Annotated in this window: 15 protein-coding genes; 6 read left to right on the top strand and 9 right to left on the bottom strand. The window is 60.9% G+C overall.

Annotation, left to right across the window (positions count from 1 at the left end; all coding sequences use genetic code 11):
• Positions 1-112: 112 nt before the first annotated feature.
• Positions 113-1,963, top strand: a complete 1,851-nt coding sequence (locus AOP77_RS01310) for a DUF262 domain-containing protein (RefSeq protein ID WP_062208324.1) — start codon at positions 113-115, stop codon at positions 1,961-1,963.
• A gap of 43 nt (positions 1,964-2,006) precedes the next feature.
• Here the strand turns inward: AOP77_RS01310 and AOP77_RS01305 are convergent, their stop codons facing one another.
• The 6 genes from AOP77_RS01305 to AOP77_RS01280 form a co-directional block, all read right to left on the bottom strand.
• Positions 2,007-2,873 (bottom strand): toll/interleukin-1 receptor domain-containing protein, encoded by an 867-nt coding sequence (locus AOP77_RS01305; RefSeq protein ID WP_062208320.1) that lies wholly within the window; start codon positions 2,871-2,873, stop codon positions 2,007-2,009.
• Positions 2,870-3,982, bottom strand: a complete 1,113-nt coding sequence (locus AOP77_RS01300; RefSeq protein WP_062208317.1) for a DUF3320 domain-containing protein — start codon at positions 3,980-3,982, stop codon at positions 2,870-2,872. Before AOP77_RS01300 ends, AOP77_RS01305 begins: the two co-directional genes overlap by 4 nt.
• On the bottom strand, positions 3,982-7,410 hold the full coding sequence (locus AOP77_RS01295; RefSeq protein WP_062208314.1) for a type ISP restriction/modification enzyme: 3,429 nt from the start codon (positions 7,408-7,410) through the stop codon (positions 3,982-3,984). Before AOP77_RS01295 ends, AOP77_RS01300 begins: the two co-directional genes overlap by 1 nt.
• Positions 7,407-10,493, bottom strand: coding sequence for a helicase-related protein (locus AOP77_RS01290; protein ID WP_062208311.1), 3,087 nt, complete (start codon positions 10,491-10,493; stop codon positions 7,407-7,409). The genes AOP77_RS01295 and AOP77_RS01290 overlap by 4 nt, the downstream gene beginning before the upstream one ends.
• Positions 10,494-10,499: 6 nt before the next feature.
• Positions 10,500-11,369: a type I restriction-modification system subunit M gene (locus AOP77_RS01285; RefSeq protein ID WP_084622107.1), complete on the bottom strand. Its 870-nt coding sequence runs from the start codon at positions 11,367-11,369 to the stop codon at positions 10,500-10,502.
• Between the two features lie 171 nt (positions 11,370-11,540).
• On the bottom strand, positions 11,541-12,314 hold the full coding sequence (locus tag AOP77_RS01280; protein WP_152649725.1) for an 8-oxoguanine DNA glycosylase OGG fold protein: 774 nt from the start codon (positions 12,312-12,314) through the stop codon (positions 11,541-11,543).
• Positions 12,315-12,869: 555 nt separating this feature from the next.
• Here AOP77_RS01280 and AOP77_RS01275 point away from each other — a divergent pair.
• Positions 12,870-13,862, top strand: a complete 993-nt coding sequence (locus AOP77_RS01275; RefSeq protein WP_062208306.1) for a HamA C-terminal domain-containing protein — start codon at positions 12,870-12,872, stop codon at positions 13,860-13,862.
• Positions 13,863-16,526, top strand: coding sequence for a DEAD/DEAH box helicase (locus AOP77_RS01270; RefSeq protein ID WP_062208303.1), 2,664 nt, complete (start codon positions 13,863-13,865; stop codon positions 16,524-16,526).
• A 527-nt stretch (positions 16,527-17,053) separates the two neighbouring features.
• Here AOP77_RS01270 and AOP77_RS01260 read toward each other — a convergent pair.
• A complete protein-coding gene (locus AOP77_RS01260; RefSeq protein ID WP_062208298.1) occupies positions 17,054-17,587 on the bottom strand; it encodes a hypothetical protein in 534 nt (177 codons plus the stop codon).
• Between the two features lie 284 nt (positions 17,588-17,871).
• On the opposite strand from AOP77_RS01260, the gene AOP77_RS01255 reads away from it, so the two are divergent.
• A complete protein-coding gene (locus AOP77_RS01255) occupies positions 17,872-19,173 on the top strand; it encodes an MFS transporter (protein ID WP_062208295.1) in 1,302 nt (433 codons plus the stop codon).
• Between the two features lie 38 nt (positions 19,174-19,211).
• Here AOP77_RS01255 and AOP77_RS01250 read toward each other — a convergent pair whose 3' ends face one another.
• Complete coding sequence (locus tag AOP77_RS01250) at positions 19,212-20,087, bottom strand: NAD(P)-dependent oxidoreductase (RefSeq protein ID WP_062208292.1); 876 nt, start codon at positions 20,085-20,087, stop codon at positions 19,212-19,214.
• Positions 20,088-20,174: 87 nt separating this feature from the next.
• On the opposite strand from AOP77_RS01250, the gene AOP77_RS01245 reads away from it, so the two are divergent.
• A complete protein-coding gene (locus AOP77_RS01245) occupies positions 20,175-21,530 on the top strand; it encodes a DUF2130 domain-containing protein (protein WP_062208289.1) in 1,356 nt (451 codons plus the stop codon).
• 60 nt (positions 21,531-21,590) lie between these two features.
• Here the strand turns inward: AOP77_RS01245 and AOP77_RS01240 are convergent, their stop codons facing one another.
• Positions 21,591-22,568 carry a zinc-binding dehydrogenase gene (locus AOP77_RS01240; RefSeq protein ID WP_062208286.1) on the bottom strand — a complete coding sequence of 326 codons (978 nt, stop codon included), beginning with the start codon at positions 22,566-22,568 and terminating at the stop codon, positions 21,591-21,593.
• Between the two features lie 333 nt (positions 22,569-22,901).
• Here AOP77_RS01240 and AOP77_RS01235 point away from each other — a divergent pair, with 333 nt between their 5' ends.
• On the top strand, positions 22,902-25,373 hold the full coding sequence (locus AOP77_RS01235; RefSeq protein WP_062208283.1) for a COG1470 family protein: 2,472 nt from the start codon (positions 22,902-22,904) through the stop codon (positions 25,371-25,373).
• Positions 25,374-25,477 lie beyond the last annotated feature (104 nt).

The following is a 25,477-nucleotide window of genomic DNA, read 5'->3' as shown; positions in this document are numbered from 1 at the left end:
GCGGAGACCAAATTCAGATTGCGAGCCCAATGACGAGCTCATGCCTGCCGTGGTCGAGTTCCGCAGACTACGCCGCATCGCATTTCTCCCGCATCTCTGACACGCTACGAACATGCAAGCAGGCGCCACGACACTCGGTAAGCTCTTCGTCGACGGACAGACTTATGACATCCCCGTCTTTCAACGGCCCTATGTGTGGTCTCAGGACGAGCAGTGGGAACCACTGTGGGCTGACGTTGAGACGCTTTGTCATCGTGCGCTTGAGGTTGCTCGGACGGGCCGAAACGCACCCGCCATCGGCACGCATTACCTCGGCGCTGTCGTCACGAAGAGCTTGGCTGCAGTGCCAGGTGGCGGAGTCCGGTACTCCGTGATCGACGGTCAGCAACGCATTGCGACGTTGCAGTTGTTTATGCACGCGGCGGCAACGGAACTTAGGGATCGGGGACGACCCTCCGAGTACGAGCGATTGGCGGCGGCGGTCGCCGATGGGAGCAAGTTCGATTCGCTCGACGCGCTCAAGCTCTGTCCATCGCGAGTCGATCGCGCGGGCTTCGAAGCCGCCATGACGAGCAATTCCGCTCCAGGGATAGAGAGCCAAGTCCTGAGGGCACACGAGTACTTCCGAGCCCAGGCGCGCTCGTGGCTCTTGGCAGATGGCGACCCGGATACCGACGTCCATGAGGGCCTCGACGACAGGGCGATCGTACTCGCAGACTCCTTGCTTGAGCGTCTCGTCCTTGTTGCAATCGCGCTGGACCATACCGACGATGACCAGTTGATCTTTGAAACGCTGAACGACCGCGGTACCCCGTTGCTTGCCGCTGACCTCATCAAGAACCAGGTGTTTCAATGGGGTGAAGAGATCGGCGCGAATACGGAGCGCTGGGCGACCTCATTGTGGCTTGAGTTTGACGACGCTTGGTGGCGCGATGAGATCAAACAAGGCCGACTATTCCGGTCACGGATCGACATCTTCTTGCAGTACTGGCTCATAATGCGCACTCGCCAGGAGGTCCAGTCAGATCAGGTTTTCCGCGAGTTTCGACTCCACGCCGCCGAGTCGTTCAAGGCATTTGGAGCCGCGCAGGACTTCTTGCAGGAGTTGCTTCGCGACGCTGACACGTTCCGCAAATTGGCAGAGATGGACAAAGCCAGCGCTGCCGGCACGTTCTACCACCGCGTTATTGAGTCGCTCGAGTTGGCAGCGACCACGCCGCTTCTCTTGTGGCTGCGGTCTGCGAACCACCAGGTGCCCGAGCGCCAGGTCGAGATTGGTCTCGCGGCGGTCGAAAGTTGGGTGGTCCGGCGCACCATGCTGAAGATGACCATGAGGAACGTGAATCAGGTCATGGTGAGCATGCTTGCCGCGCTCGACGGCGTACCGGTCGATCAGGCCGGCGGCGTCATTCGAGAGTTCCTCGCGGCGCAAGTGGCAGACTCACGGGTTTGGCCCGATGACGAAGCTATGGTCTCGGCGTTGCCAACGGTGAATCGATACGGAAACGTCCGCCAGAGCCGACTGCGCGTAGTACTTGAAGGAATTGAGCACTCGATCAGGACCTCGATGCACGACTCCACCGGCATCCCATCGGGGCTGGACCTAGAACACATCATGCCTCGATCGTGGGCACAGTTCTGGAACACGGATCCGCCGCTCGACCCAATTGCCGCTGCAGCTAGGGACCGACGGGTGAACTACCTGGGCAATCTCACATTGTTGAACCGCCGTCTCAACGCCTCCTTATCTAACCGTCCATGGAGAGACGACGAGGTTGTGGACGCGGTGTCGCGCCAGGGCGATCACTCTGGCCTTGGCAAGAAGTCCCTCTTGGCGAAGTGCTCTGGCCTAATCATCACCCGCGAGGTGCTTGATCAGCACCCCGATGACTGGACGGACGACGCAATCATCGAACGAGGCGAGCGCCTCGCGCGCCAACTGTGTGTGGTCTGGCCGCGCTAACTCGGAACCACGAAGCACGCGAGCGCAATTCTGAGGGAGGACGCTAGCCGCGCACAACATCTTTGATCGCGTCGGCCATTTCGTCGATGGTCATCAGCGATGAGTTGAGCGCGAGGATGCCAGCTACTAACGGTGACTGAGCAAGGACCTCGTCCTTCGTGGTCCGATGCCAGATCGGGAGAATGAGGTTTACGTCAGTGGCCATCTTCTTGCTGAACAAAGCATCGAGCTCAGCCTGAGTCCACTGCTTCGCGAAAAAGTCCGGCGAAAGGATTACAACCCCGAATCGGGCCTGGTCGATGCCTCTTTCGATTTCTTGTCGGATGCTTTGGCCAAGTTTGATTTTGATCTCGTCAAACCAAACCGAGAGTCCTCTGGCCTCAAGCGCATCCTTAGGCGGCCTCGCGATTCCGTCTTTATCCTCGCTCGCGTGAGACAAGAACACGTCGTAGTTCGGATCTGCCGGGAGGCGATCGCCGTTGGCAGTTTCGCCGAGTTCGCGGTCCTGAACGCCACGGCCCAATGCGGCTTCGCCCGAGTGCACAGACGGTCGAAACTGACTTGCCGCGGCGGCGCTTTGGCGACGGATTGCATCTAGCGCCTTCTCTTGACTGGTTCGCTGGTCCTTTTCGTACCGGCTCAGCGCGGTCGCGAGCTTCTTCTCAATATCGGCGAGTTTCTTCTCTAGGTCTGCCCGCGTCTTCTCCGCACTATTGGCGTCGCGCTCGGCAGACTCGGCCTCGCGCAACTTGGATCGCCGCGTTGCCTCGGACTTCGTCTTCCCCGCTGCAATGCTCGCCGTGGCCGCCTTCTTGCGTTTGTCTGCGACGGTCGTGGAGGCCCGCCCAATCTTCACGCGCGTCTTACCGGCCTCACCGCGATACCGACGGAGGTCCGACTCGGCACTCACAGTTGCTCCATCGCCCTAGCCAAATGCGCAGCCAACTGCTTGGTCCGTCGCTTGCGGCCAAAGGTCTGGAGGACAGCGACGTCAAGTTCGTCGTCAGTGACGCCAGCGCGCTTGGCGCGAATGAATCGCGCCGCGTTCGCGATTTCGATCGGGCTGATGTAGACGAAAGGGCGATCGGCGTCGCTGTCGTTCGGCCGGAACTCCGCCCATGTAGAGGCGTCGAGCTCGCGAGGCCACACAAACTTGTCCTCATCGACGAAGAGACCCGCCTGCCGAACCTGATATGCAATCTTTCCCTGACGTCGAGCATGGACACGCTGGAGGCCGAAAGACTGGACGATCTTGTCGACGAGACGGTCGATGTGAATGGGGCCTTCGAACGTCGCGATCTCGACCGCAATCGCTCGCACCTTCTCCTTGGCGGCCTTCTTAGGGAGTTCGTCCAGCACGTCGATGCTTCCAATACGGACGACGCTCCACGGCGAGAACTCCAGCCGCCCGTCACCGATCGCGCTTGGTTCGCCCATAAGAACGTCCGGATCGGGCGTCACCGGCTCGTCTTTCGATTCTATCGCTTTCGGACGAGGAGCCTCGGCCTTCTCAACGATCGCCGGCAGACCGAGTGCAACGCTCGCGTCCTCCGCTACCTGTTCGGTTACACCTTCCTGTTCGGCTAAAGCCGCAAGGGCTTCGTGGCGAACCCGTTTCGCTTCGTCCGTTCCTTCGGGGTCACCAAAGTGTTCCAAGAGCCGTACGCAGAAGTCGTTCGCTCTGAACGCGTCGTCCACTGAGAACTCGTACATGTGGGCCATTTGCTTGCGAACAATGCGCAGCTCGTTGCCGATGGTACTGACGGTCCGCTCGTGATCGTCAAACGGGTACCCGAAGTCACCAAGCCTCTCTGTGAGCATCCGGAGTTGGGCTTGCAGGTCGTAGGTCCAGTACTTGTAGCCGTTGGCGAAGCCCTTCTTCTGGTCAAGGATGTCCAAGACGACGGTCCAAGGGTGATCTCCGAGGTCGCTGGCCAATCGTGCGGCGATGATCGGGTCGAGGCGTTTCGCAAGGTGGTCGAGTCCCTCTTTCACTGAGAGGTTGGGTTTGAAGGCCATTAGGAGGCTCCTTCCCCGTCATCGCCGAAGAGGACGTTTTCTTCGCCGATGCTCGCACGGACTTTCGGGGGCTGACGAAGGGCGAGCGGAACGGGTGGCAGTTCATTTGCAGAGATGAGCGGACCCGAGATGATGTCCTCAAGCAAGGTGACACCGTCAGGAATGAGTGCCAAAGTCTGCTTGATGGCGCTCACTACCTCAACTAGTTCGGTGCTCCATTCAGGGGCCCAAGCAGTCGGACGGATCTTATCCAACGGCGATCTACTTGATCCTGCTTTTCCTGCAGGCTTCACCATGCGATAGCCCAACCATTTCGGGATTACCTTCATGCCGCTCACTTCAAATGTCCACACGGCCTCGGGTATTCCAGTGAGGACACCGTCGGCCACGCGAAGAGTCGCGGTTTCAGAGTCGAAGACAACATCCGCCTTAGATGACGGAAGCTCCGTCGGGGTCGAACTCCACGCCACGCCGTTGGTAGTGAATGTGCCGTCCCCGAAGCGCTCGCCGAAGGTCTGGAGCCAGATCAACCTCTCGCCATGGGTTGCCATGTTATCGAAGCGCTCTGGATCTGCCGTGAGCGGTATGCGCGTTCCAGCGGTATCAAGCTCACTGTGGAAACGCTCGGTGTAGTCGGCGCCCGCGAGGACACCCGTGACATAGGCGAACAAACGCTCTCCCGTGATGCCTTTGGCACCAGAGTCCATGCGTAGGTGGTGCTGTGTCACAAGTTTGAGAAGCGCCGGGTCCGCATTTGGTGTCCCCTTGGCATCACGGTAGAGAGGGATCACGTCCTTGCCGCCGCGTCCATTGAAGTAGTCAAGATCGGGAACATACGCCGTCGCGACAACCGCCGGGCCGAGACCAAGTTGTCGGGTTGACGTCGTAATCATGACCTGTCGGTCACTCTGAGCCCACCAAAGCGACGGACTCTCGGTCTTGGCCATACGCGGGTCTTGAAAAGCCCACTGCCGGTCGAACGAGCGATACCCGTATCTCACTACCGGCGGGCTCGGCGTTCCCGACTTCAGGTCGGCAATCCTATCTAGAGCGCCCACTTTCGTGTAGATGTTCCTACCAGCCGAGGGAGTAACAAAGCATGTGGCTCGGTCGTCGGAAAGTTCCGATGAGATCAGTCGCTTCCAGCGCAACGCGAGAACCTGAGGCGCTGGTGACAACGGCCATGTTCTTCCGAATTTGCAGCCCGGTTGCTGCCAAGGGAGGAGGTCAACGAGTGCGGGATAAGACTTCCAGTCCGTGCCGCTTGACGTGGGAATCAGCGGCGCGTACCACTCTGTGCTGGCATCGGTGAATTCGAGGACCTCCTGGTTAGTGGCGACGCTGGTTAGCAGCGCGAGTTTTTCGGCGCGACCACCCCGGCAACTCGCGTAGCGTACGGAAGCTGGGACTGTGCGATCGCCTCTGCCGTGTCGTACGAGAGTAACGATTGCGACTGGTGACTCAATGTCGAAAACGTTTTCGTCCTTCCGTGCGCCCTTGTTGTTTCCATGCAGGTCGACCACTATGATTTCGTCGGCGACTTCGCGAGCGAGTCGCCGGAGGCCAAGGAAACCAGGGCCTTCGAGCCAGGATGACGCGGTGATCATGGACACGACTGCGGGCCCTGTGTTCTCCTCGAATGCCTTCCAAATGGCAAATCGCCAGAAATAGACATAAAGGTTGTAGAGACTAGCGACGTGCGCGAAATTGGTGTTTTGAACCGCTGGCCCGTAGATGTCGTCGAAGAGCGATCGTTTGGAGCCATCCTGCATCGCGGTTATGAAGCCACCAGTGCCGGAGCTCTTGACTCGGTCGTACGGCGGGTTGCCAATGAGGACGTTGTGGTTCCATTCGAACTTGACCTCGTCGGCATGTGCTCCTTCGATACTGATCGGGTCGGCAAGCTCCTCAATCACTTGGGGATGTCGCTTGCCGAGGGTGTCGCCGAGATAGATAGGGAGCCGAGACTTTTCGCGAAGCCCTTCAGCGACTTCGAGTGAGACCTTGAGGTGGCTAACCGCGTACGAGGCCAGTGAAATTTCACAGGCCGATGAATGCGCGAGGGCAGATGCCTCGCCGATGCTCCCGCCGTTGCGCCGCGCCTGCCTCATCCACTCCACTAGGAACGTGCCGGTGCCGTTGGCCGGGTCGAACATCGAGACCACCGCGTCTTCGGGTCTGGCCAGTTTGGGAACGTCTATCTCGGGACGGGTTGTAATATACTGCGCCCATGTGGTCGAATCCGCGACACCAAGGGGAAGCCCGAACGACCTGAGGGCATCGTCGACAGTCTTCACGATGTAGCGGACCACGGGGAGTGGTGTGTAGAAGGCCCCGAGGTTCTTGCGCTGCTCAGGGTCGTACTGCGCGAGGAATTCCTCGTAGAAATACACCACCGGGTCGTCACGCTGGTTGTCGGCTCCGAAGTCGGCCAGGAGTTCATCGACGTCCGTGGCGGCGAGTTCCTCGGCCAGATCGTTAAGGCCGAGCTCGTCGACGTCGATCACACTATCCGAGTCGTCGCGGAAGCGTGCGTAAATGGCATCCAAAAACTCGTTGTCGAATTTGAGCGCCGTCAGCGACCTCGCAGCCTTAAATTCCTCTGGGTGGGCAATGCGGGCTGTCAACAGTCCATAAACCATCGTCTGCGCATAGACGTCTGCAAAGCCATCGGGCTGTAGGTTGCTCAGCAGTTGGGCGCGCACTTCGTTGAAGAGGGTTCGAATCGGCCCGCCTGCCGTCTCGACATCGTAGAGGGCTTGGATCTCGTCGCGGACATCCTGCGCGACCTCGGCCATCCGCCGCGAGAGTGTAGCTGCCGATTTGATCCCCTGGCGGTAGCCATGGAAACCACTCCCGAGGTCAGAGCTGAGGACGATCTTAGGGCCAGCGGCCGTTTGCCAAAAGAGGTCAGGCACGCCGCGTTGTACAAGCAGGTCGAGCCTGGTCTTGGTCGGATTGTCGCTCCACGACATCACGTTGAGGAGTCGCTTCCCGTCTTTCTCACGGAAGTTGACAACGTGGAGTAGATTTTCCTGCCCTTCCGATAGGCAGAAGAACAGGAGATCGCCGAGCGCCCATTGAGCATGGCGTCCGCTGCCCTTGCGGGCTCGCTCGTTCCTCACCAGTCGCTGCACCACACGGCGGATTGCGCCGATCGGAAGCCTGCCTCCGTCGAACTCCAGCACCCAGACGCCGAAGGTTTGATTCGTGGTCAGTTGTGGCAGCTGTGAAATGTGATTGAGCTTCGCGACCTTCTCGGGGTCAAGATGGAGTTCCTCCGGCTCCCATTCAAGCTGGAGGTCATCCCACGTGAGCCCGTCGGTAATTGGCCAATCGAGGCCGTCGAGCAACAGGGTGAGCAGCTGGTCAGCCGACCGGGGGGCGGCCATGAGCAACTGGCGGAGTTGATCTTCCACGACGCTCATCGGACCTCCATCCAACAAATTGTCGTGGGGTTGGGGGCATCAAGTGGCAGCTGAGTTTCCTTGCGCATCCGCTTGGTCTCGTCCCGCTCAAGTTGGCGCAATGTGCCGCTGACTTCCTCTCGATCGCTGAACTTCACAGCAGGCGACTCAGGCAAAGCCTCGACGGCAGCCTCAATCTTAAGGAGTTCGCGCTCGACGCCATCGGGTCTGCGGAGAACCCACTCGACAGCTCCCGGATCGATGACCCAAGCGGGCTCGAGATCATCGTCATTCACTTTGGTGAGAACGGGAACTCGACGGCAGATGAACACGCCGGCCGGCTTGCCTGCCTTGGCCACCGAGATGCCATCAGGGAGGCGCTCTACAAGTTCGTCGAGGCCAGGGTTGTCTTTAGTGAGTTCGAGCCACTTAAGCCGAAGTTCCTCGATGGGTGCGATATCTCCGACGTACTCGTCCTTGAAGGCCTGGAATACCTTGACGTCGTCATACATGTCTGACTCGTCGATGAGCTTCCCGCCAGGGATGCCAAGCGTGCTGGAGATCATCAAGGTCTTGCTCTGAACACGGGAGTACAGGGCGAGGAGGGTCTCGATCTCAGCGGGCGGAAGAAAGTTTCGGACCTGGATGTGGCCGCGCGACTTCCTTGCCGAGGGCTTCTCCCTGACGAGTTCAGCCTCGATTGTGGGGTTCATCCGGCGATCGACACGGCCAATCCGCTGCATGAGCCGCACCGGATTCCAGTGGATGTCGTAGTTGACGAGAAGAGTCCCGTCCTGGAGGTTCACGCCTTCACTCAGGACGTCGGTCGAGACCAACACACGGATCGGGGCGAGGCTCTTGCGTTCCTCCGCGCTGACCTTGTTGTAGAAAGGCGCGAACCGTTTGATCATCGAGTACCGGTCGTTGCCACGGGTGCCATCAATGCGATCGACCTGCTCTAGGCCGTCCGCCTTCAGCCTCTCTTCGAGGTAACGGGCCGTGTCGGCGAATTCTGTGAAGATGATGACCTTCTCATCCCGGAACTCTGGCGTGAAGACGCTCTTGTCGAGCGACTTCTGCTCGATCTTGCCGGCACCGCTGAGTAGGTCGCGCAAGCGGAGGTACTTGTCGTCGATTCCAGCGCCTTGGAGGATCAGGTCCATGAAGCGCTTGAGCTGGTCAAGGTCATCAAACGCGGCGTCAATCATTTCCGCGAGCTTGTAGTCACCGCCCACGAGGTTGTACTCGAGTTCATCCAGTTCTTCCTCGGTCAGATCCTCGTCATGCCAAACCTCTAAGAGGGTTGAGCGATAGCGATCGTGAATCGACTTGAGCGTCGGCCCGTTCGCGGAGCGCCACACGTCGAGCCGGGCCTCCTGATCGGGGTCAACCTTGGTGTTGACGTCGAGCCAATGGAGCACTTTCGCAGACAGATCGAGACACGAACCCGCGAAGGCCGCCAGACTGGATTCGAAACGCTTGAGGAACGTTGTGCGGATCAACGCGACCACTTGGCGTTGCCGGTTCTCCGCGACAGTGTCGATGGCCTTGTCAGTCGAGAACGCGAGGGGGTAGTACATGGGCAGCACGAAGAGTGGCGTTTTTCGGCTGAAGGCCGACTGGAGTTCGGTAAAGAGCGGCGCATACAGAACCCCGAATGAATAGGGCACGACCTTGGGGACTTGAGTCTCGGGGAACACCACCTCTGCTCCTCCTGCGACCTTCGACCCTTCGACCGCATAGCGTCGGCTGTTCTGGTGGATAATTGACCGGAAGAGCTTGTCCTCTGCCATCAACGAGGCGATAGCCGCGTGGTCCGGAATCGCGCTCTTGAAGGGTTTCTCCAGGCCAACGATGTACTTGCGCAGGCTGCTGACGCCGATGCTCGCGAAGTGGTCGTCCGCATTGACGCCGGTGAACAGTTCTGTCTGGTGTACGAGGTCAAACAGTGAGTTATTGATCGGCGTAGCCGTCAAGAGAAAGACGGTCTTCCCTTTGCAGATGTCCTGCATGCGCCACCAGCGCGAGCCCCAGGGGTTTTCCTCCGTCTTGTGAGAGCCGTGATTTCTGAAGTTGTGTGCCTCGTCGATGATCACGATGTCGGCGCGCTTTGCTAGATGTTCAATCTCCTCCTGACCCTTGACGGTTGACAAATCTGTGTGGGCACGCACGAGTACGTTGGAGAATTGGCCGAAGAGCTGCGGCAATCTCTCTCTGAGCTCAGGGTTCCAGACCGCATCCTGCCCCGTTTTTGTTGCCATGATCAAGACGTTCTTGCGGTGCCGGATTGCATAGTACTCGGTCAACATGAGGCCCACGAACGTCTTACCGAGCCCAACGCCATCGGTCAGGAACCCACCATTCCAGCGACGAGACATCTCGATAAGAGCATGGAAACCCTCTTGCTGGTACGGCGCCAACATTGGGTAAATCACCGACTCGGACTCTTCCCAGGTTTTGTCAGTTGGGTCGACGTTCGCAGTCAACGCGTGTAGCGCCTTCGCATAAACCTCGAAGGGGGTGAATTCGCGGGCGTTGTGCTCCAAGACCGCGAGGAGGTCCTCATCAACTGGGGCTGCGCCGTCCCAATGCTGCTCGTACCAGTCCTGAAGTTCCGCAATTTCTGGGCCTTGAAACCTCACATTGAGTTCAACGTTCTGAGTCAGGCCAGGGCGAGTGAAGTTGGATGAACCCACGAGAGCAGCTGAGCCCACCACCTTCAGTTTGCTGTGTGTGATGTAAGCCTTCGCGTGGAACTTCTTCTGTGAGTAAACGCGGATCTCGATCTTGCCAGTTCGGATGGCATCGACGACGGCCTCGATGCCTGTCAGGAAGGTATCGCCCTTTTGGCGCTCAACGGCAATCGACGAATCTAGTGCCGTAGCAATAGCGTCTGCGGTCGTACGGCTGGTTTCCCCGCCGATAAGCAGGCGGATCTTGTCGACTTTTTGCCACGCTCCGTCAAGGGCGAGAAAAGCGCCAATTTCGAAGTGCCCAGTCGCGATGTCGATCGCCGAGCTAATGTCGCACCACTCCCGTACGTACTGGAGAGCTTTCCAGTCCTCGTTGGTGTTGTCGACGATGAATTGCTCGGACGTTGTCATGGGCGTCTACTTCCCTGCTCGGATTAGTGAGATTCCAGGTGCTTTTCGCACCTCTTGGAAATCCTCGGTGTCAACGCGACCCCACTGCGGAACACGCGCGCGCTGGGCGATGGCGTACAGCTCGGCATTGACCTCCTGGCCGTAGAGGTGGGTGGAGAGCTTCTTGTCTCCGGTGAGCTCGTTGAGGGTGTCCTCGGCGACGGTGAGCATTCCGCCGGTGCCCATAGCTCCGTCATACAGCAGGTAGGTGCCCTCGGGGACGGTGTCAGCGAAGGGTGCGAACATGAGGCGGGTCATGAGCTTGACGACGTCGCGAGGCGTCCAGTGCTCGCCGGCTTCCTCATTGTTGGCCTCGTTGAACTTGCGCACCAGCTCCTCGAAGACGCTGCCCATGCCGTGATTGTCGAGGGCGTCGGGGGAGAGGTCTATTGAAGGGTCGAGGAACTTCTCGATGAGGGTGCCCAGCGCGTCTGCCTTGGTGAGCCGGGGGATCTGATTGCGGAACTCGAAGTTCTCGAGGATCTCCTGGACGTTCGGGGAGAAGCCGTCGAGGTACGCCTCGAAGTCTTGGCGGAGCTGTGCTTGGCTGGTGGCCGAGCGGAGGTCCTTGAGCGTGAACTGGCTGGTGTTGTAGAAGTCCTGTTGCGCGGCCTGTCGGAGAGGGGCGTCCTGGTTGGTGATGCCAGCGTTGTCGAGGTGCGTCTTTGCTTCCAGGACTTGGGCTTTGGTGGGAACGAGGACGGCGTCGAGGCGGCGCAGGACCACCATGGGGAGGATGACGTCGCGGTACTTGCCGCGCACGTAGAGGTCGCGGAGCACGTCATCCGCGATGAACCAGATGAGGGACGCCATGCGGGCGTTGGTGGTGGCGTTCATTTGGTGAAACTCCTCAGCGTGGATACCGCGGCTGTGCGGCGTCCTGTGGACATCAGTGGTTGGCTGTCTTCAATCCTATTGGGGGAGGGTGACATGGGGCGCGGGCGCTCGATCAGCCGCTTGATCTAATTGGCTGTCTCACATTTAGGCGGTCGTTTACGCACTCAGTATCTAACGTTGCAGGACTTTGTCGATGGCACGCTCGGGTGCCTGTGCGGGCTGCCAGTGGCCCTGAGCGACATCGAAAATTGCTTCTTCCACATCGACGACAGTTGAGCCTTCCATGGCTTCCGACCACTCATTCAGCAGATCGACATACTTTACGTAGCCGGCTTTATATCCCCACTTGATGAAGTTGTCTCCTGCGACCGTGTTCACGTATTGCTGTGTGACTTCGTCGAGGATTGGGAGAGCGGCCTCAGCAGAAACATCGCCCTTCGACGAGACCGCATAGAGCCATTCTGTGAAAAAGGCCGGACCCAGGTTCTTGCATTTTCCAGGTCCGTAGTTCAGGTAACTGAAGCTCCCTTCCGCGGCATGGTCAACCCGAGCGAGATCGATTGACCGGGCTAGGTTCTGCAAAACCCCGATGCTTGGTGCATATGCGGAGTCGTCCTCGACACACAGGATGTTGCTTGTTCGGTATGGGCCGTAGTTCGAGGGGCCGTGCCCCCACACCATCGTCAGGACAAATGCAGCCGCGACCCCATATGTCGGGTTTGCAGGTACGCGTAAACCATCGCCGTCGAGCGAGCGAGTGACTAGATCAACCATCTCCTGGCGGTTGATTTTGCCGCCGAGAAATTTCAGATTGAGTCCATCTAGACCAAGGCGGTCCACCATTGATTGCCACGCTGTCGTATTAAAGTTCACGTAGCGGTAAGTGGTCCCCCGATATTTTAGTGCCTCGAGGACCGTTGGTGGAATCGGCGGGAACTCGTTCATGTAAGGCGCCTCAGCATTGGTTCGGGAATGGGCTCTTAGGCATTGTGGCAGAAGCCCACAGGCCAGTCCCTTTTCGTGAACGGCTATCGCGCTCGGCGCTAAGCCTTAGCCAGGGCTACTAACTGGGTTCCGCGGAGCGGTCCCGGCCGTGGGAGCGTGGGTCAAAGGAAACAACGGCATCACAACCGTAACCATTGCATGATCGCCAGTGCATTTGGTTCTGAGCTGCAGGTGATGCAAGCACAAATGATTGCCGAGCAGGTCGGCGCGTACCCGGACCAAAATGGGCTGTGGGGTGCCAGACCAGCGTAGGTGCCTTCCCCGGCGTCGAACAATGCTGAACGAGACGGCACCGTCTAACGGTTTGAAGGTCGACGGTCAGGAGTCAGGGCGGTGCGTTCACGGGCCCAATGATGATGATTCGCTCCTAATTGCGTTGGAGAGGAATTCGTAAGGAGCGCTAAGTTAGGGCTTGCCGCCGAGCCGCACCGCAAATCTTCGAAATCCAAGCCATCCTAGGACGTATTCGACATCGGAGTGAGCTGGGGGATCCATATGACGGACACGCCGGAGCCGGTGCTGCCGCTATCTCTGCTCGCGTCAAACCGAGATAAGTTCAATGCGCTCTTCTACGACACCGTCAGCGTCCCTCTCCAGAAGAAAACGAATCTTCATGTGCGTGTGCTCCGCGTGCAGAATGGAACGTTTGACCTCGTCGGCCTCTACCGGGAACTCCAGAACAATAGTGTTCCGTATGTACTTTCACGTCTGAACTACAAAAAGGCGCTCGAGGATCCGAGTCGCTTGATGGAGGTGGCCGCGAAGGTTCAATCACAGTTTCGAGTCCCCGATGAGAAGGCAGGTGAGGGCGGCGAGGTGATTCTGTACTCACTTCTGGAGGGGCATTTGGGGGCGCCGAAGGTGCTCTCGAAAATGGAGCTGAAGACGAACAGCGACCACTACGTTTACGGCTCCGACGGTGTGCACCTCCTTCGCGCCAACGACTCGTCATACCAACTGATCTTCGGTGAGTCGAAGATGTATGGCGACTCAGGGGGAGTGGGCACGAGCGTGAAGCGTGGCATCAAGGCGGCATTCAAGTCGGTAGGCAAGGTCCACGAAGAGGGTTTCGACTTCGATACGTGGCTGGTGCAGTCCGAACTCTTGAAAGAGGAGCTGGACGACGCGAAGCTCGCAGCCCTTGCGGCCATTCTACTCCCTTCCACCAGCGGGGGAGACGAAGCGACAAAGAAGCACAACGCATTCGGCATTTTCGTCGGGTACGAGGTTGACGTTACAGACATGAAGACTGAGGACATGGAGTTAGGCGAAATCGAGACCGAGCTGCGGAAACGAGCGACTGAGGCGATTGCCGCCCAGCACGAGCTGATTAGACAAGAGGTCACCGATCACGGTCTTGGCGTCTATCCGATTCATCTGTACGCCATCCCATTTGCAAAGCGCGGAACTGGCGACAAAGTGCACGGGATCACGCAAATCCGGATGGAGCTTGCTGCTCAGCTCGGGAACCACGGAGTGTCGAAGTAGGTGGCGGGCCGTATTGCAGCCGATGTCCTCAGCGACATGATCGTCACTGGTGAAGACTTCGCAACCGATCTATTGGTGGTCGAGACAGCTTCATCCGAAGCGTTTCTCAATGGCGCGACTTCCGCGGTAATCGAGGACGACAGAGTCGATCGCCTCCTACGCTACGCGGACATCATGTCCCATTCGACGCTTCCGGCGCACCGTGAGGCTGCTTACAACGTGATTGCGCTGCTGCGGGAGTACGACGAGCTTGTTGGGCTCTCAGAACGTGGCAGCGGCCGACTAACAGCAGTCGCCACCGCGGTACTCATTGAGCTCGGCAACTTTCCCGGCCTGCGGACGCTGTCGAGTACGACCGACGCTACCTACGCACTTCCGTTATCGCGAGGGGTGCTCCGTGCTGCGAAGGAGGTCACTCAGGCAACGAAGCACGGCACCGCTACGTTGACAGACACCCAGTTTGAGATTGCCGAGCGCATGCGCGGTGAGGATTTTTTCAGTTTCTCGGGCCCCACTTCTCTCGGAAAGTCGTTCATTCTCAAGGACGCAATCTACGACATCGTTCGGCGCACGGATCTCGATCAGCACTGCGTTGTCGTGCTCGTTCCAACGAAAGCGCTCATCGGCCAGACGGCCGCCGACCTCCGAGAGCTGTTGCGAGATGTGCCTGAGGTCAACGTCGCCACATTCCCATCCCTCCCGCTTTATCTTCGAAAGACCTACCCGCGCACAATCTTCGTGCTCACGCCGGAGCGCTTGCTTCGCTACCTCTCGAATCCCGTGCGGGACATCGACTATCTGATCGTCGATGAGGCGCAGAAGGTGATCGCGAAGAAGGATGCTCGTTCCTCGATCTATTACCACGCAATCGTTGAGACGATTCGTCGATTCGCAACCAAGTTAGTGTTCGCATCGCCGAGTATTGAGAATCCGCAGCTATTCCTCGAACTCTTCGGCAAGGCCTCAAACGGCGCACTTGCGGTCCGCGAGCGGACCGTTGCCCAGCAGCGGTTTTTCGTTGACCTTGTCGACCGTAAGCAGTTCTACCTGTCCGGAGCCTCCAGCACCGACGGACAGCTCCAAGCTGCGCCTGCCGCAACGACGGCAATCGACCTTGTGGCCTCGCTCAGCGGAGCCCGAAAGTCGATCGTCTACATCAACAGTGCGGCCAAGTCCGCTAACTTCGCGATGGAACTTGCGAAGGTCCTGCCGAAGATCTCCGATCCCAAGATCGACGCACTCATCAAGTTCGTTAAAGAACACATCCACAAGGACTACTTCTTGGCGGACACACTCAGGCGCGGAGTGGCGTTCCACCACGGCAAGATGCCTCAAGAAGTAAGGGAGAAGGTCGAGGAGTGCTTCTCGGATCCTCACTCACCCTTGCGGTACGTCGTCTGTACATCCACGCTGCTAGAGGGGGTGAACCTGCCGGCCAAGAACATCTTTGTTCTCAACGACACGCATGGACCTTCGGGATTCAGCAAGATCGACTTCGAGAACCTCGCTGGACGTGCGGGTCGGTTGACCTACGATTTCTCCGGAAACGTCATCTGTGTTCGTCATGAGCCCAACGGATGGAGCGAGTCACGTAAGGAATTGATTCCGCGCGGTGATCCGATTATTGCGGAGAGCTTCTTGGTGAATCCTGGGAAGACCAAGAAGGACTTCACGGACATCGGCTACGTGCTCCGGGGCGAGGAACTACCGGGCACACCATCGAATGACGCAAAGCGAACCGTGGAGCAGTACACGTCGATACTTCTCCTGCATGTGCTCGGCAAGCAACAGACACCGCTACGTTCCCTCTTCCTGGAAAAGGTGCCAGACGCGGCGAAGCTCCTTGATAAGGCGGTGAGCAGCTTCACCGGTTCAGAAGAAGTACTCCGTCGGTCGCCAGGTATTCAGCCGAAGTACCAAAGTGCGGTTTGGGGTGAATTAAAGAGCGGCTTGGCCGGTCCTCTGGTTCCGTCCGATACAACCGAGCTGAGCTTCGAGTTGTTCGAAGACGTGCTACTCCGTCTCGGGCGCGCGTACAACTGGATAGTCGAGGAATCAGGCGGTAAGGATCCGCTCGTCCCGAAAGAAGAGCCTGGCTATTCCGATCGCCTTCGCTATTGGGCGACGCTCATGTCCTACTGGGTCAGGGGAGATCCACTCGTGCTCGTCATAAGCCGGGCGATTCGCTACCACGCGAAACTGGGCGTAGTGAAATATCGCGATTACGCCGTCTCGCCTTACCTGATCACGGAGCCGTTCAGGGCAGACGACGCGAAGCAGATCAACCGAATCATCGAGGAAACCATGCGTGACTTGGAGTCCGGCCTTCGGTTTAAGATCATTGGTTACATCGAGAACTACTGTGACCTGACCGTCCAAGCGCTGGGATCTGAGAAGGCGGGTGTGAATGTCGCGAAGCTCGTCGAGTATGGCTCGGGCGACGCGAAGAACATCAACCTGCAGGAGGTCGGGTTCACGCGCGGCGTCACGCTTGAACTGCTGAGCAAGCACGCGCGCTTCTTGTGGTTCACCCCCAGCGAGGAGCTCGACACTGTTGATCTGGAAGGAATCTTTGCTGATCCTGACCTGGCCGAAGATGTAAGAGTCGAGCTGGACAACATCCTTCGCAAAGCACCTCCAGTCTTGACCGACCCGCTGACATAATCAATAGATTCCACAACGTCATCACGGAGACTCTTTTCACGACTAATCACGCTCTCAGTTATGCGACTACTTCCCACGGCTTAGAGAACTTGACGTCCCTGTTCTTGGACGCAGCGGCCCATCTGTTCCACACTCCGGCAGTTGCGGTGCACCTCGCGATACGCCGACCGACGAGATACGCTGCTGAGATTGTCAGGTCGGTGACGAGCAACACCAGCCACGAGGCTCCGATCCTGTGTGAGGTCGCAAACACTTTGACGCCAACCATGTACGAGGTCTTCGCCTACAAGATTTCTCGGCTTGCATGTCGAGGGCCGGTAGTAGCGGAAGCCACTCGCAACGCCGAGAAGTTCGTCATGTTGGAGATGGGCGGTGACGGGGCCAACGAGCCCGGGGAATCGTGGGTTCTAAGGCGTGGCGCCGCGCGAAACTAGGCTTTGGTCGCGGTCATGGGCTCAAAGCGCACGGCCGAATAGCTCGTCGCCGACATGTTCGATCATCTCACGCGGAAGTGGGATCGGCCGATGTTAAGAGCCTCGCTTTGGTGAAGTCTGCGTAAGTCGCTGCAGTTCACCGAGGATCCCTGCAAGATCACTGGGGTCGTCAACGAGGGACACGGTGCCGAACGACTTTCCTATACGGTTGAAGGAAAATTCCATCCCGAGTGCGCGCGCACGATCCGCGATCACGTAGCGGGAGTGCATGGCAGATCCTCTAGTGAAGAGGACGTCAATCGACGGGTTCAGCGTTGCGATGTCCGTATCTAGCAATTCCCCGAGATCCGGCCCGGCCTTGCCGTGCACAAAAACTAGACGCTTCGCGCCTCGTACTGCCGGGCTCAGGAGCGATGTGACGTTGCCTGCGTATGTGGCAGCGTCCGCGCCGCCAGAGTCGAGCATGTACGGGTCCACAATGTGTACCTCGTCCGCGGGAAGGATCTTCTTGAGTTCGAACCAGTATCGAGCGAGCACGTCGGACAACGAGAGGCTGATTGGGAATGCGGCATGGTCAAGTGTGTCTTGGCTACTGGTGTGCTTGGAGCCCGTGGAGTTAGACTTCATTTAATAGAATCTAGCGGGGGTCTGCTGAACGGTTAGGTGACAACTTGACCGGCCCCACTGTTTGGTTGCCTCGTGAGGTGTGTCGTTTTGCACCTGGTGGTCGACAGCACTTCGCGAGAGCTGGAATTCTTCAACACGAGTCCTACCGTTGCGCGCTGTCAATATTCATCTTTCTAGGCAAATAACCTACTGGGCTATTTTATCTTGAAGCTCGCATGGTAGTTCTTAACCCTGTCCTCGCCACCAGAACAGATACCCCAGGCCACCTTGCCCATAATGGAACAGTGGCCTCCCAATGGATCTACCAGCGACTGATACGTAGCGACGAGTCTGACCTCGGCAGTCTGAGCGAGGAGGCTCGGCCCAACGTGCCCGGCAACGCGCTCCGGCAGATGGGCGCCCTCACGCTGCAGTCCATTGGCGATCAGGTGGTCAACGCCAAGACGGTGCTTCCCTGGCTTTTGAACGCACTCGGCGCACCCGGGGCGTTCGTCGCCTTCCTGGTGCCCATCCGCGAGTCCGGTTCGATGCTGCCGCAGGCCGCCTGGGCCCCACGGGTGCAGGCGCGGCGCGAGCGCAAGCAGGTCTGGGTCCTGGGCGCGGCCGGCCAGGCCTTCGCGGCAGCCGGCCTGGCAGTGGTAGCCGCCACGGCATCGGGCTGGATCGCGGGAGCGGGAGTGCTGGCGTTACTGGCCGTCTTCGCGCTGGCCCGCTCACTCAGCTCGATCGCGAGCAAGGACGTGCTGGGCCGCACGGTACCTAAGGGGCAGCGAGGACAGATCAAGGGAGTGACCACCGTCGCATCGGCCGCCGTGGCCCTGACCCTGGGCCTGGCGCTACGGCTCTGGGGCGGCGACAACCTGGGGGCCGGGGTGTTGGCCGCGCTGCTCGGCGGCGCCGCGCTCGCCTGGGTGGTGGCGGCCATCATTTACGCGACCATTCGCGAACCCGCCGGGGAGGTCGAGACGCCCGTCGAGGACCAGCCCGGCTGGGTCTCGCAGGCGAGGGAACTGTGGCGGGACGATTCCGTGTTCCAGCGGTTCGTCGTCGCGCGTGGCCTGTTGCTGGTCGCGGCCCTCAGCCCCCCGTTCGTGGTGGGCCTGGGCATCCAGCAGGGCGCCTCCGGGCTGTCCTCGCTGGGTCTATTCGTGATGGCGCAGGGCATCGCGGGGCTGCTGGGCGGGCAGCTGTCCGGCAGGCTCGCGGACAAGTCGTCCCGGCGGCTGATGATCGGCGCCTCGCTCGCATCGTCGGCTGTCATCGTCGTGTTCCTCGGCCTGCTGTTGGTGGGCGACCTGGCCAAGACCTTCTGGCTCGCGCCCGCCACCTACCTGCTGCTGGCCCTGGTCCACGTGGGCGCGCGGTTGGCCCGTAAGACCTACGTGGTGGACATCGCCGAGGGCGACCAGCGCACGCAATACGTGGCCGTGTCCAACACGCTGATGGGGGTGCTGCTACTCGCCGTCGGCGCGATCACCGCCGGGTTGGCGGTGCTGGGCAACCAGTGGGCGCTGCTGCTGCTCGCGGCGCTGGGCATCGCCGGGGCCGTGGTGGGCAGGAGCCTGCCGGAGGCCGAGCGCGCGTAGGTTGCGTTGTGGTCGGCTACGCATCGCCGATGCTGCGGCTAGTTGTCGTCAAAACTCGCGAAGTACGCCGCGGCCATGTCCTCGCCGCCGTGGCCTTGCTCGACGGTACGGGCAAAGCGATCGGCCGATGCTTGGGCCCCGTCCAGCCGGACGCCTCGGCTTTGCGCCGCGGCGACGATCAGTTCCGCGTCCTTGCCCGCAGCATCGGCGGAGAAGCTCGGAGGAGTGAGCGCGTCGTCCATGATGAGGCCCGCTTTGACGCGAAGGTAGCCGCTGTCGAGCGGTCCGCCCTCGATGAGTCCTAAGAACTGATGCGGGTCCACCTCGAGCGCCTGGGCCAGCGCGACCATCTCGCCCGCAGCGTTGGAGACCGCAATCACCCAGCTGTTGGCGACTAACTTCAGGCGGGTCGAGGTGGCCGATGCGCCATCCTCGCCCGTCCAGACGGTCTTGCTGGCGATGGCATCAAGCACGGGGTCGAGGGTGGCGCGGGCGTCGAGCGGTCCGGCGGCCAGGACGGTGAGCTGACCCGACTCCGCGGGGGCGCGCGTGCCGAGCACGGGGGCGTCCACGTAGGTCACGCCCAGGTCCGCGGCGGTGGCCGCCAGCGCGGGGACCTCGTCCACGCCCACCGTGGTGCTCTGCATCCACACGGCGTCCTCGCGCATGGCTGGGCCCGCCTCCACCATCACCTCCCGAACGGCCTTGCCATCAAAAAGCATGGTGAGGACGACGTCGGCCCCAGCCACGGCATCGGCCGCACGTTCTGTGGCGGTGGCGCCGTCGTCCCCCAGGGGAAGCGCGCGTTCGCGCGTGCGATTCCACACCCGCACCTCGAGCCCGGCGCGTAGGAGGTTGCGGGCCATCGCGGCGCCCATGATTCCGGTTCCCAGGACTGCAACGGTGGTGGTCATTTGCCCATCTTTACACGCGGTGGCGCGAGGTGCTGCGGCGTTGTCGGGCCCGGGCTCTAGACTCGGCAGTCAAAGGAGACAGCCACTATGCATGAGATTGTTTGCCCTCACTGCGGGAAAGCGTTCAAGATCGACGAGGCCGGCTACGCGGACATCCTGAAGCAGGTCCGCGACCGCGAATTCGAGAGCGCGCTGCACGAGCGTCTCGAAATGGCCGAGCAGGACAAGGCCAGCGCCGTCGAACTCGCCAAGGCTCAGCTCGCCGCCGAGCAGCAGAAAGCCGCCGCGGCCAAGGAAGCCGAGCAGCAGAAGGCCGCCGCGGCCAAGGACGCCGAGATCCAGGACCTCAAGGCGAAGCTGGGAGCGGGGGAGTCCACCCAGAAGCTCGCCGTCGCCGAGGCGCTCGGTGCGGTGGAGAAGGAGCGCGACGCGCTCGCCAACCAACTGGAGCAGGCGCGTCTTGCCGAGAAAGCATCGGCCGAACTGGCGGCGGCCAAGCTCGCCAACGAGCTGCAAGAGGCCAAGGCCAAGACGAGCTCAGAGATCCTGGAACTGAAGAGCAAGCTCGAGAAGGCTGAGCTGGAGAAGCAACTCGGAGAGACCTCGCTCAGGGACAACTTTGAAACGCAGATCAAGGCCAAGGACGAGCAGATCGCGTACTACAAGGACTTCAAGGCCAAGCTCTCCACCAAGATGATTGGCGAGACGCTGGAGCTGCACTGCGAGAATACGTTCAATCAGTTGCGCGCGACCGCGTTTCCCAAGGCGTTCTTTGAGAAGGACAACGACGCGCGCTCGGGCAGCAAGGGTGACTACATCTTCCGCGAGGAGGACGATGCCGGGGTTGAGTTGGTCTCGATTATGTTCGAGATGAAGAACGAGGCCGATGCCACGGCCACCAAGAAGCGCAACGAGGACTTCTTCAAGGAACTAGACAAGGACCGCCGCGAAAAGGGCTGCGAGTACGCGGTGCTGGTGTCGCTGCTAGAGCCCGAGAGCGAGCTGTATAACGGCGGGATCGTGGACGTCTCGCACCGCTTCGAAAAGATGTATGTGGTGCGCCCGCAGTCCTTCATCACGATTATCTCTTTGCTGCGCAACGCCGCGCAGGGGGCGATGGCCTATAAGAAGGAGCTGGCGCTCGTGCGAGAGCAGAGCGTGGACATCACCAACTTTGAGAACGAACTCGACAGCTTCAAGGCGGCGTTCGGCAAGAACTACGACCTCGCGTCGCGGCGCTTCCAGACCGCGATCGACGAGATCGACAAGTCCATCGACCACCTGCAGAAGACCAAGGACGCGTTGCTCGGCTCCGAGCGCAACCTGCGCCTGGCAAACGACAAGGCTCAGGACGTGACGATCAAGAAACTGACGCGGGGGAACCCGACCATGGCGGGGAAGTTTGCGGAACTCAACCCGGGGGAGAGTCCGCGCGAGGGGTGAGGGCGCCCCAGCATCGGCGATTTCCGCTGAGCTGAGGCGCCGCCACGCGACTCGTCGTCGTTACGGACGCAGCAGAATCTTGCCCGCGCGACCGGGGGTGAAGTGGGCGCGTGCAGCATCGGCGATCTCGCTGAGCGGGAAGGTGGCCTCCACCGGCAAGGTGATGGTGCCATCGGCGAGCCGTGCGAAGAGTTCCTGCATGAGGCGGGTGCGGGTGTCTGCGGCCATGTTTTCGCCCACCTTCTTGCCCCAGAAACCGCGCACGGTGGCCTGCTTGAAGATCACGTCGCCTGAGCTGAGGTTCAGGACGGGCGAGGCCATCGCCCCGAACACTACGAGCGTGCTGTCCTCTGCGAGCAGCGACAGGACGTCGCCAGCGGACTCGCCGCCCACCGACTCGACGCCTACCTTGACGGGTGCGCCGCCGGTGATCTGGGCGACGCGGTCCTTCCAGCCGTCGGAGTCCGTCGCGACAATTCGCTCGATGCCCTGAGCGGCGAGCTCCTCGATGCCGTCGGCGCGGCGGACCAGGCCCACCACGTTGATGCCGCGGCCCTTGGCGAGCTGTGCGACCAGGCGGCCCACGGCGCCATTGGCGGCGTTCTGGATCAGCCAGTCGCCCTCGGCCAGGTCGAGCGAGTCGAGCAGGCTGATCGCGGAGAACGGCATGGACACCAGTTGTGCGGCGACCTCGTCCGGGATCTGGTCCGACACCGGGATGAGTGCAGCGGCGTCTGCCACGAACTGCTCGGCCCACACGCCAAAGGTGCCGGCGCTGGCGACTCGCTGGCCCACCTCGAGATTGGTGACGCCCTCGCCCAGCTCTTCCACGACGCCGACGGCCTCGGTGCCTGCCTGCGCGGGCATCTGGGGCTTGAAGCCGTAGTTGCCACTGACCGTCCACAAGTCGTGATTGTGGATGGTCGACAGGACCATACGGACGCGCACCTGACCGGGGCCGGGCGTGGGCGTGGGGACGTCCTCGACGGCCAGAACGGTGGCGGGATCTCCGAATTCGTGCTGAATGAGTGCATGCATGATGAGGCCTTCCGGGTGGGATGGGAGCGCGCGGCGTCCCGGGTGGGGGCGAGGCGCGCAGGGGGTTACCTCTGGGCAACGCGGGAGGGAGCCAAGGTATTTCATCGGCGGGCGTGTGTGCTCTACCGAGCCACAGCATCGGCGCCTCTTTTGGGGAGCCACGGCGAGAATCGCCCATGCCCGCCGAGTCGACCAGTGGCATAGTCCACATACCAGGCGCGTCTTATTGACCGGACCGCGCGGTCCTGGTTTGATGGACTGACGGCCACCGCTGAGGAGTGGTCGCGCGCATTCATCGCGGTTGGTGAGGGTGCCTAATGGGGATGAGTCGCAATGCTGTTGAAGTCCGTTCACCTGTCTGTGTCCCGAGCGGTAGCGATGCTGCTGGCGCTCGTGCTGGTTGTCGGGAGTGCAGTTGCCGTAGCAGCTCCCGCACGGGCCGCAACTGGAGATTCCGTTACCGACGGAAACATCACTGCTACGTGGCTCGACACCACGTTTCACACGGACGGCAACAATAACGGCCGCCCTGACGCGGGCGACGTCGTCGTGGTGCACTACGAGATCTCGGCGGCGCTAGGCTCTGGTTTGACGGAAATCACGCTCGAATCCTTGCAGGTTGGAGGCGACCACGAGCCCGTCGGCCCCCAGGTTGTCGCGCTGCCGCACACCGTCAACTTTTCGGCACTGGTGACCGCGGACGACCTCGACCCGTTGGGTGGCGGCCCTCATTACAGCCCAGTGAACTTCAGGTACCGCATCGGTTCGGGCGCCACACTGCGGGTGCCCCTGAGCCCGCCTCCGTTGATCTATACGCCTCCGACGCCAGTGACCGTCGCAAGCTTCGTTGAACTCGAAGGAGGCGGCACACTGCCAAGCGACGGGCTGGTGGAGGGCGACCGCGTCCGGTTCGCCGCCACGGTGAGCAACGAGTCGGCAGTGGCCGTCTCGCTGGGAGGCGCCGCCAGGCTTGACGCATCGCCTTCGCTTCCTACGTCGCTAGCCGCCGGCGATACGTCCACCCTCCACGGCGCGTGGCACACGGTCACGTTCGCGGATATGCGTGCTGGCTCGGTGCAGTTTGCCGCAACCTCGGTGGAGTGGAGCGTGGATAGCTTGAGCGGATCGGCACCTGTCGCCGCAATGAGCGCGACAACTGCGGTGCCTGTGGTCAGCTACACCACCCACTTTGACACGGTGATCCATAGCCCCGGATACGGCGTGGAACGCGGCTTCGGTGACGCGCAAGTCGGCGATCTCCTGGACCGCACCTACGTGGCCACTAACACGGGCAACGTGGTTCTCAATTATTTCGCCATGACTAACTCCCGCTCGGGATACTTTTTCTACGATGTGGGCCTGAAACCTGGAGAGTCGATTCCCGAATCCGGTCTCAGTACGTCTAACGATCTCGCAAAAGGTACGAGCCTGCCGGGTGGCTACTTCGAATCCGACCGCCACACTCTCACAGCGGCGGACATTCAACGGGGCTACGTCGATGTGTCCGGGCGAATGGGGGTATCTCCCTCGTTCGATGAGCAAGCGTGGGGAGGTTCTGGGCCAGTGACCACGCGTGTATTTCTGCGCGAGTTGACGGCTGACGTGAGCTGGACCGCCGACGCCGAGCTTCAGGACACCAATGGCGACGGTGTGGGCCAGTCGGGCGAGGAGGTCAAACTCACGTGGACCGCCGCCCTTCCGGCCGATGCTGACCAGAGTGTGACGCTCGGCACGGTGACCGAGTCGGGTCAGTTTGGTGCCGTGGGGGCCGCGTTTGATGGTGTTCAGTTGGCGCCCGGCGAGTCGTCGACGCACACCGACACCGTCACGATCGATGCCGCCTGGCTCGCCTCCGGCGCGCTCGACTACACCGCGACGCTGTCCTATTCAGGTGACATCGACGACGCGGAGGGTAGCGCGGTTGCCGGCGCCGATGCCGTGGTTCTCGGCGAGTACGTGGCACCTCCCGTGTCACTCGCGGTTGTCGGCTCATTTGACGACCTGAACGGCGACGGCAAGGCGTCGCTGGGCGAAACGGTGACCTTCGACGTCACTGTCGCCAACGACGGGACCTACCCGCTGACCGGGGTGAACTTGGGGGAGGCCGGGGGTGCGACTCTTGATCCCGCCGTTCTTGCCGTGAATGCTGTGCTGCCTGGCGCATCGGCCGCCTGGAGTGCGACGCACGTGGTGACCCCAGCCGATCTTGCGGCCGGATCCGTGTCCTATTCGCCCACGGTGGACGCCGATGGCATGACGACGCTCACGAAGACTGGCTCGGTTTCGCCGCTGACTTTTGCCGCGTACGAGGCCGACCTTGATGGCGTCGCGCAAGGCGGCGTGGCGATTTGTTCCGCGGCGGGCGAGCATGTGGGTAGCGCCGTTCAGGGTGACTCCGTCACGGTGGTCTTGGATGCGTGTGGCGGTGCTGCGCTTGAGGGCGATTCGCGGATTGTGGCGTTCTCGTCGCCGATGCTCCTTGGGGTTGGCGCCGCACCCGTCACCATTCCTTCCGCGCTGGCCGTCGGCGACCACCGCATTGCTGTTTATGGCGCGGATGGTGGGCTGGTTGGTTGGGCGCCCGTCGCGATCACCGCACCGGTGACGGCGGAAGTGGCTCCGACCGTCACCGCGCAGGCAGCCGACCCGGTGGCCGACGGTGACCCCGTCGCGACCGGGGGTGAGCTTTCGACGACCGGTGCCGAGGGCATCGGCCCGATGCTTTGGCTCGCTTCCGCTTTGATGCTCGCCGGGGCCGGGGGTCTGGTCCTTGCACGCCGCCGATGGTCAGGGGTAGACGCGTAATTTCTGGCACGTGGCACGTGGCGCGTGGCGCGTGGCGCGTGCTCGCTTGTCGCGTAGGGTGCCGGATGCGTATCTCGTAGGGGCTTGGACGCGTGGTCTCTGAC

The organism is Demequina oxidasica, assembly GCF_000975115.1.
Taxonomy (GTDB): domain Bacteria; phylum Actinomycetota; class Actinomycetes; order Actinomycetales; family Demequinaceae; genus Demequina; species Demequina oxidasica.
This window is presented reverse-complemented; position numbering and strand designations above follow the sequence as displayed.

What these genes read in the sequence shown, in the direction of transcription:
- AOP77_RS01300 (WP_062208317.1), bottom strand. Translation starts at nt 3,982, where the DNA reads ATGGCCTTCAAACCCAACCTCTCAGTGAAAGAGGGACTCGACCACCTT.
- AOP77_RS01295 (WP_062208314.1), bottom strand. Translation starts at nt 7,410, where the DNA reads ATGAGCGTCGTGGAAGATCAACTCCGCCAGTTGCTCATGGCCGCCCCC.
- AOP77_RS01245 (WP_062208289.1), top strand. Translation starts at nt 20,175, where the DNA reads ATGCATGAGATTGTTTGCCCTCACTGCGGGAAAGCGTTCAAGATCGAC.
- AOP77_RS01260 (WP_062208298.1), bottom strand. Translation starts at nt 17,587, where the DNA reads ATGAAGTCTAACTCCACGGGCTCCAAGCACACCAGTAGCCAAGACACA.
- AOP77_RS01250 (WP_062208292.1), bottom strand. Translation starts at nt 20,087, where the DNA reads ATGACCACCACCGTTGCAGTCCTGGGAACCGGAATCATGGGCGCCGCG.
- AOP77_RS01240 (WP_062208286.1), bottom strand. Translation starts at nt 22,568, where the DNA reads ATGCATGCACTCATTCAGCACGAATTCGGAGATCCCGCCACCGTTCTG.
- AOP77_RS01280 (WP_152649725.1), bottom strand. Translation starts at nt 12,314, where the DNA reads ATGAACGAGTTCCCGCCGATTCCACCAACGGTCCTCGAGGCACTAAAA.
- AOP77_RS01285 (WP_084622107.1), bottom strand. Translation starts at nt 11,369, where the DNA reads ATGAACGCCACCACCAACGCCCGCATGGCGTCCCTCATCTGGTTCATC.
- AOP77_RS01235 (WP_062208283.1), top strand. Translation starts at nt 22,902, where the DNA reads ATGCTGTTGAAGTCCGTTCACCTGTCTGTGTCCCGAGCGGTAGCGATG.
- AOP77_RS01290 (WP_062208311.1), bottom strand. Translation starts at nt 10,493, where the DNA reads ATGACAACGTCCGAGCAATTCATCGTCGACAACACCAACGAGGACTGG.
- AOP77_RS01275 (WP_062208306.1), top strand. Translation starts at nt 12,870, where the DNA reads ATGACGGACACGCCGGAGCCGGTGCTGCCGCTATCTCTGCTCGCGTCA.
- AOP77_RS01310 (WP_062208324.1), top strand. Translation starts at nt 113, where the DNA reads ATGCAAGCAGGCGCCACGACACTCGGTAAGCTCTTCGTCGACGGACAG.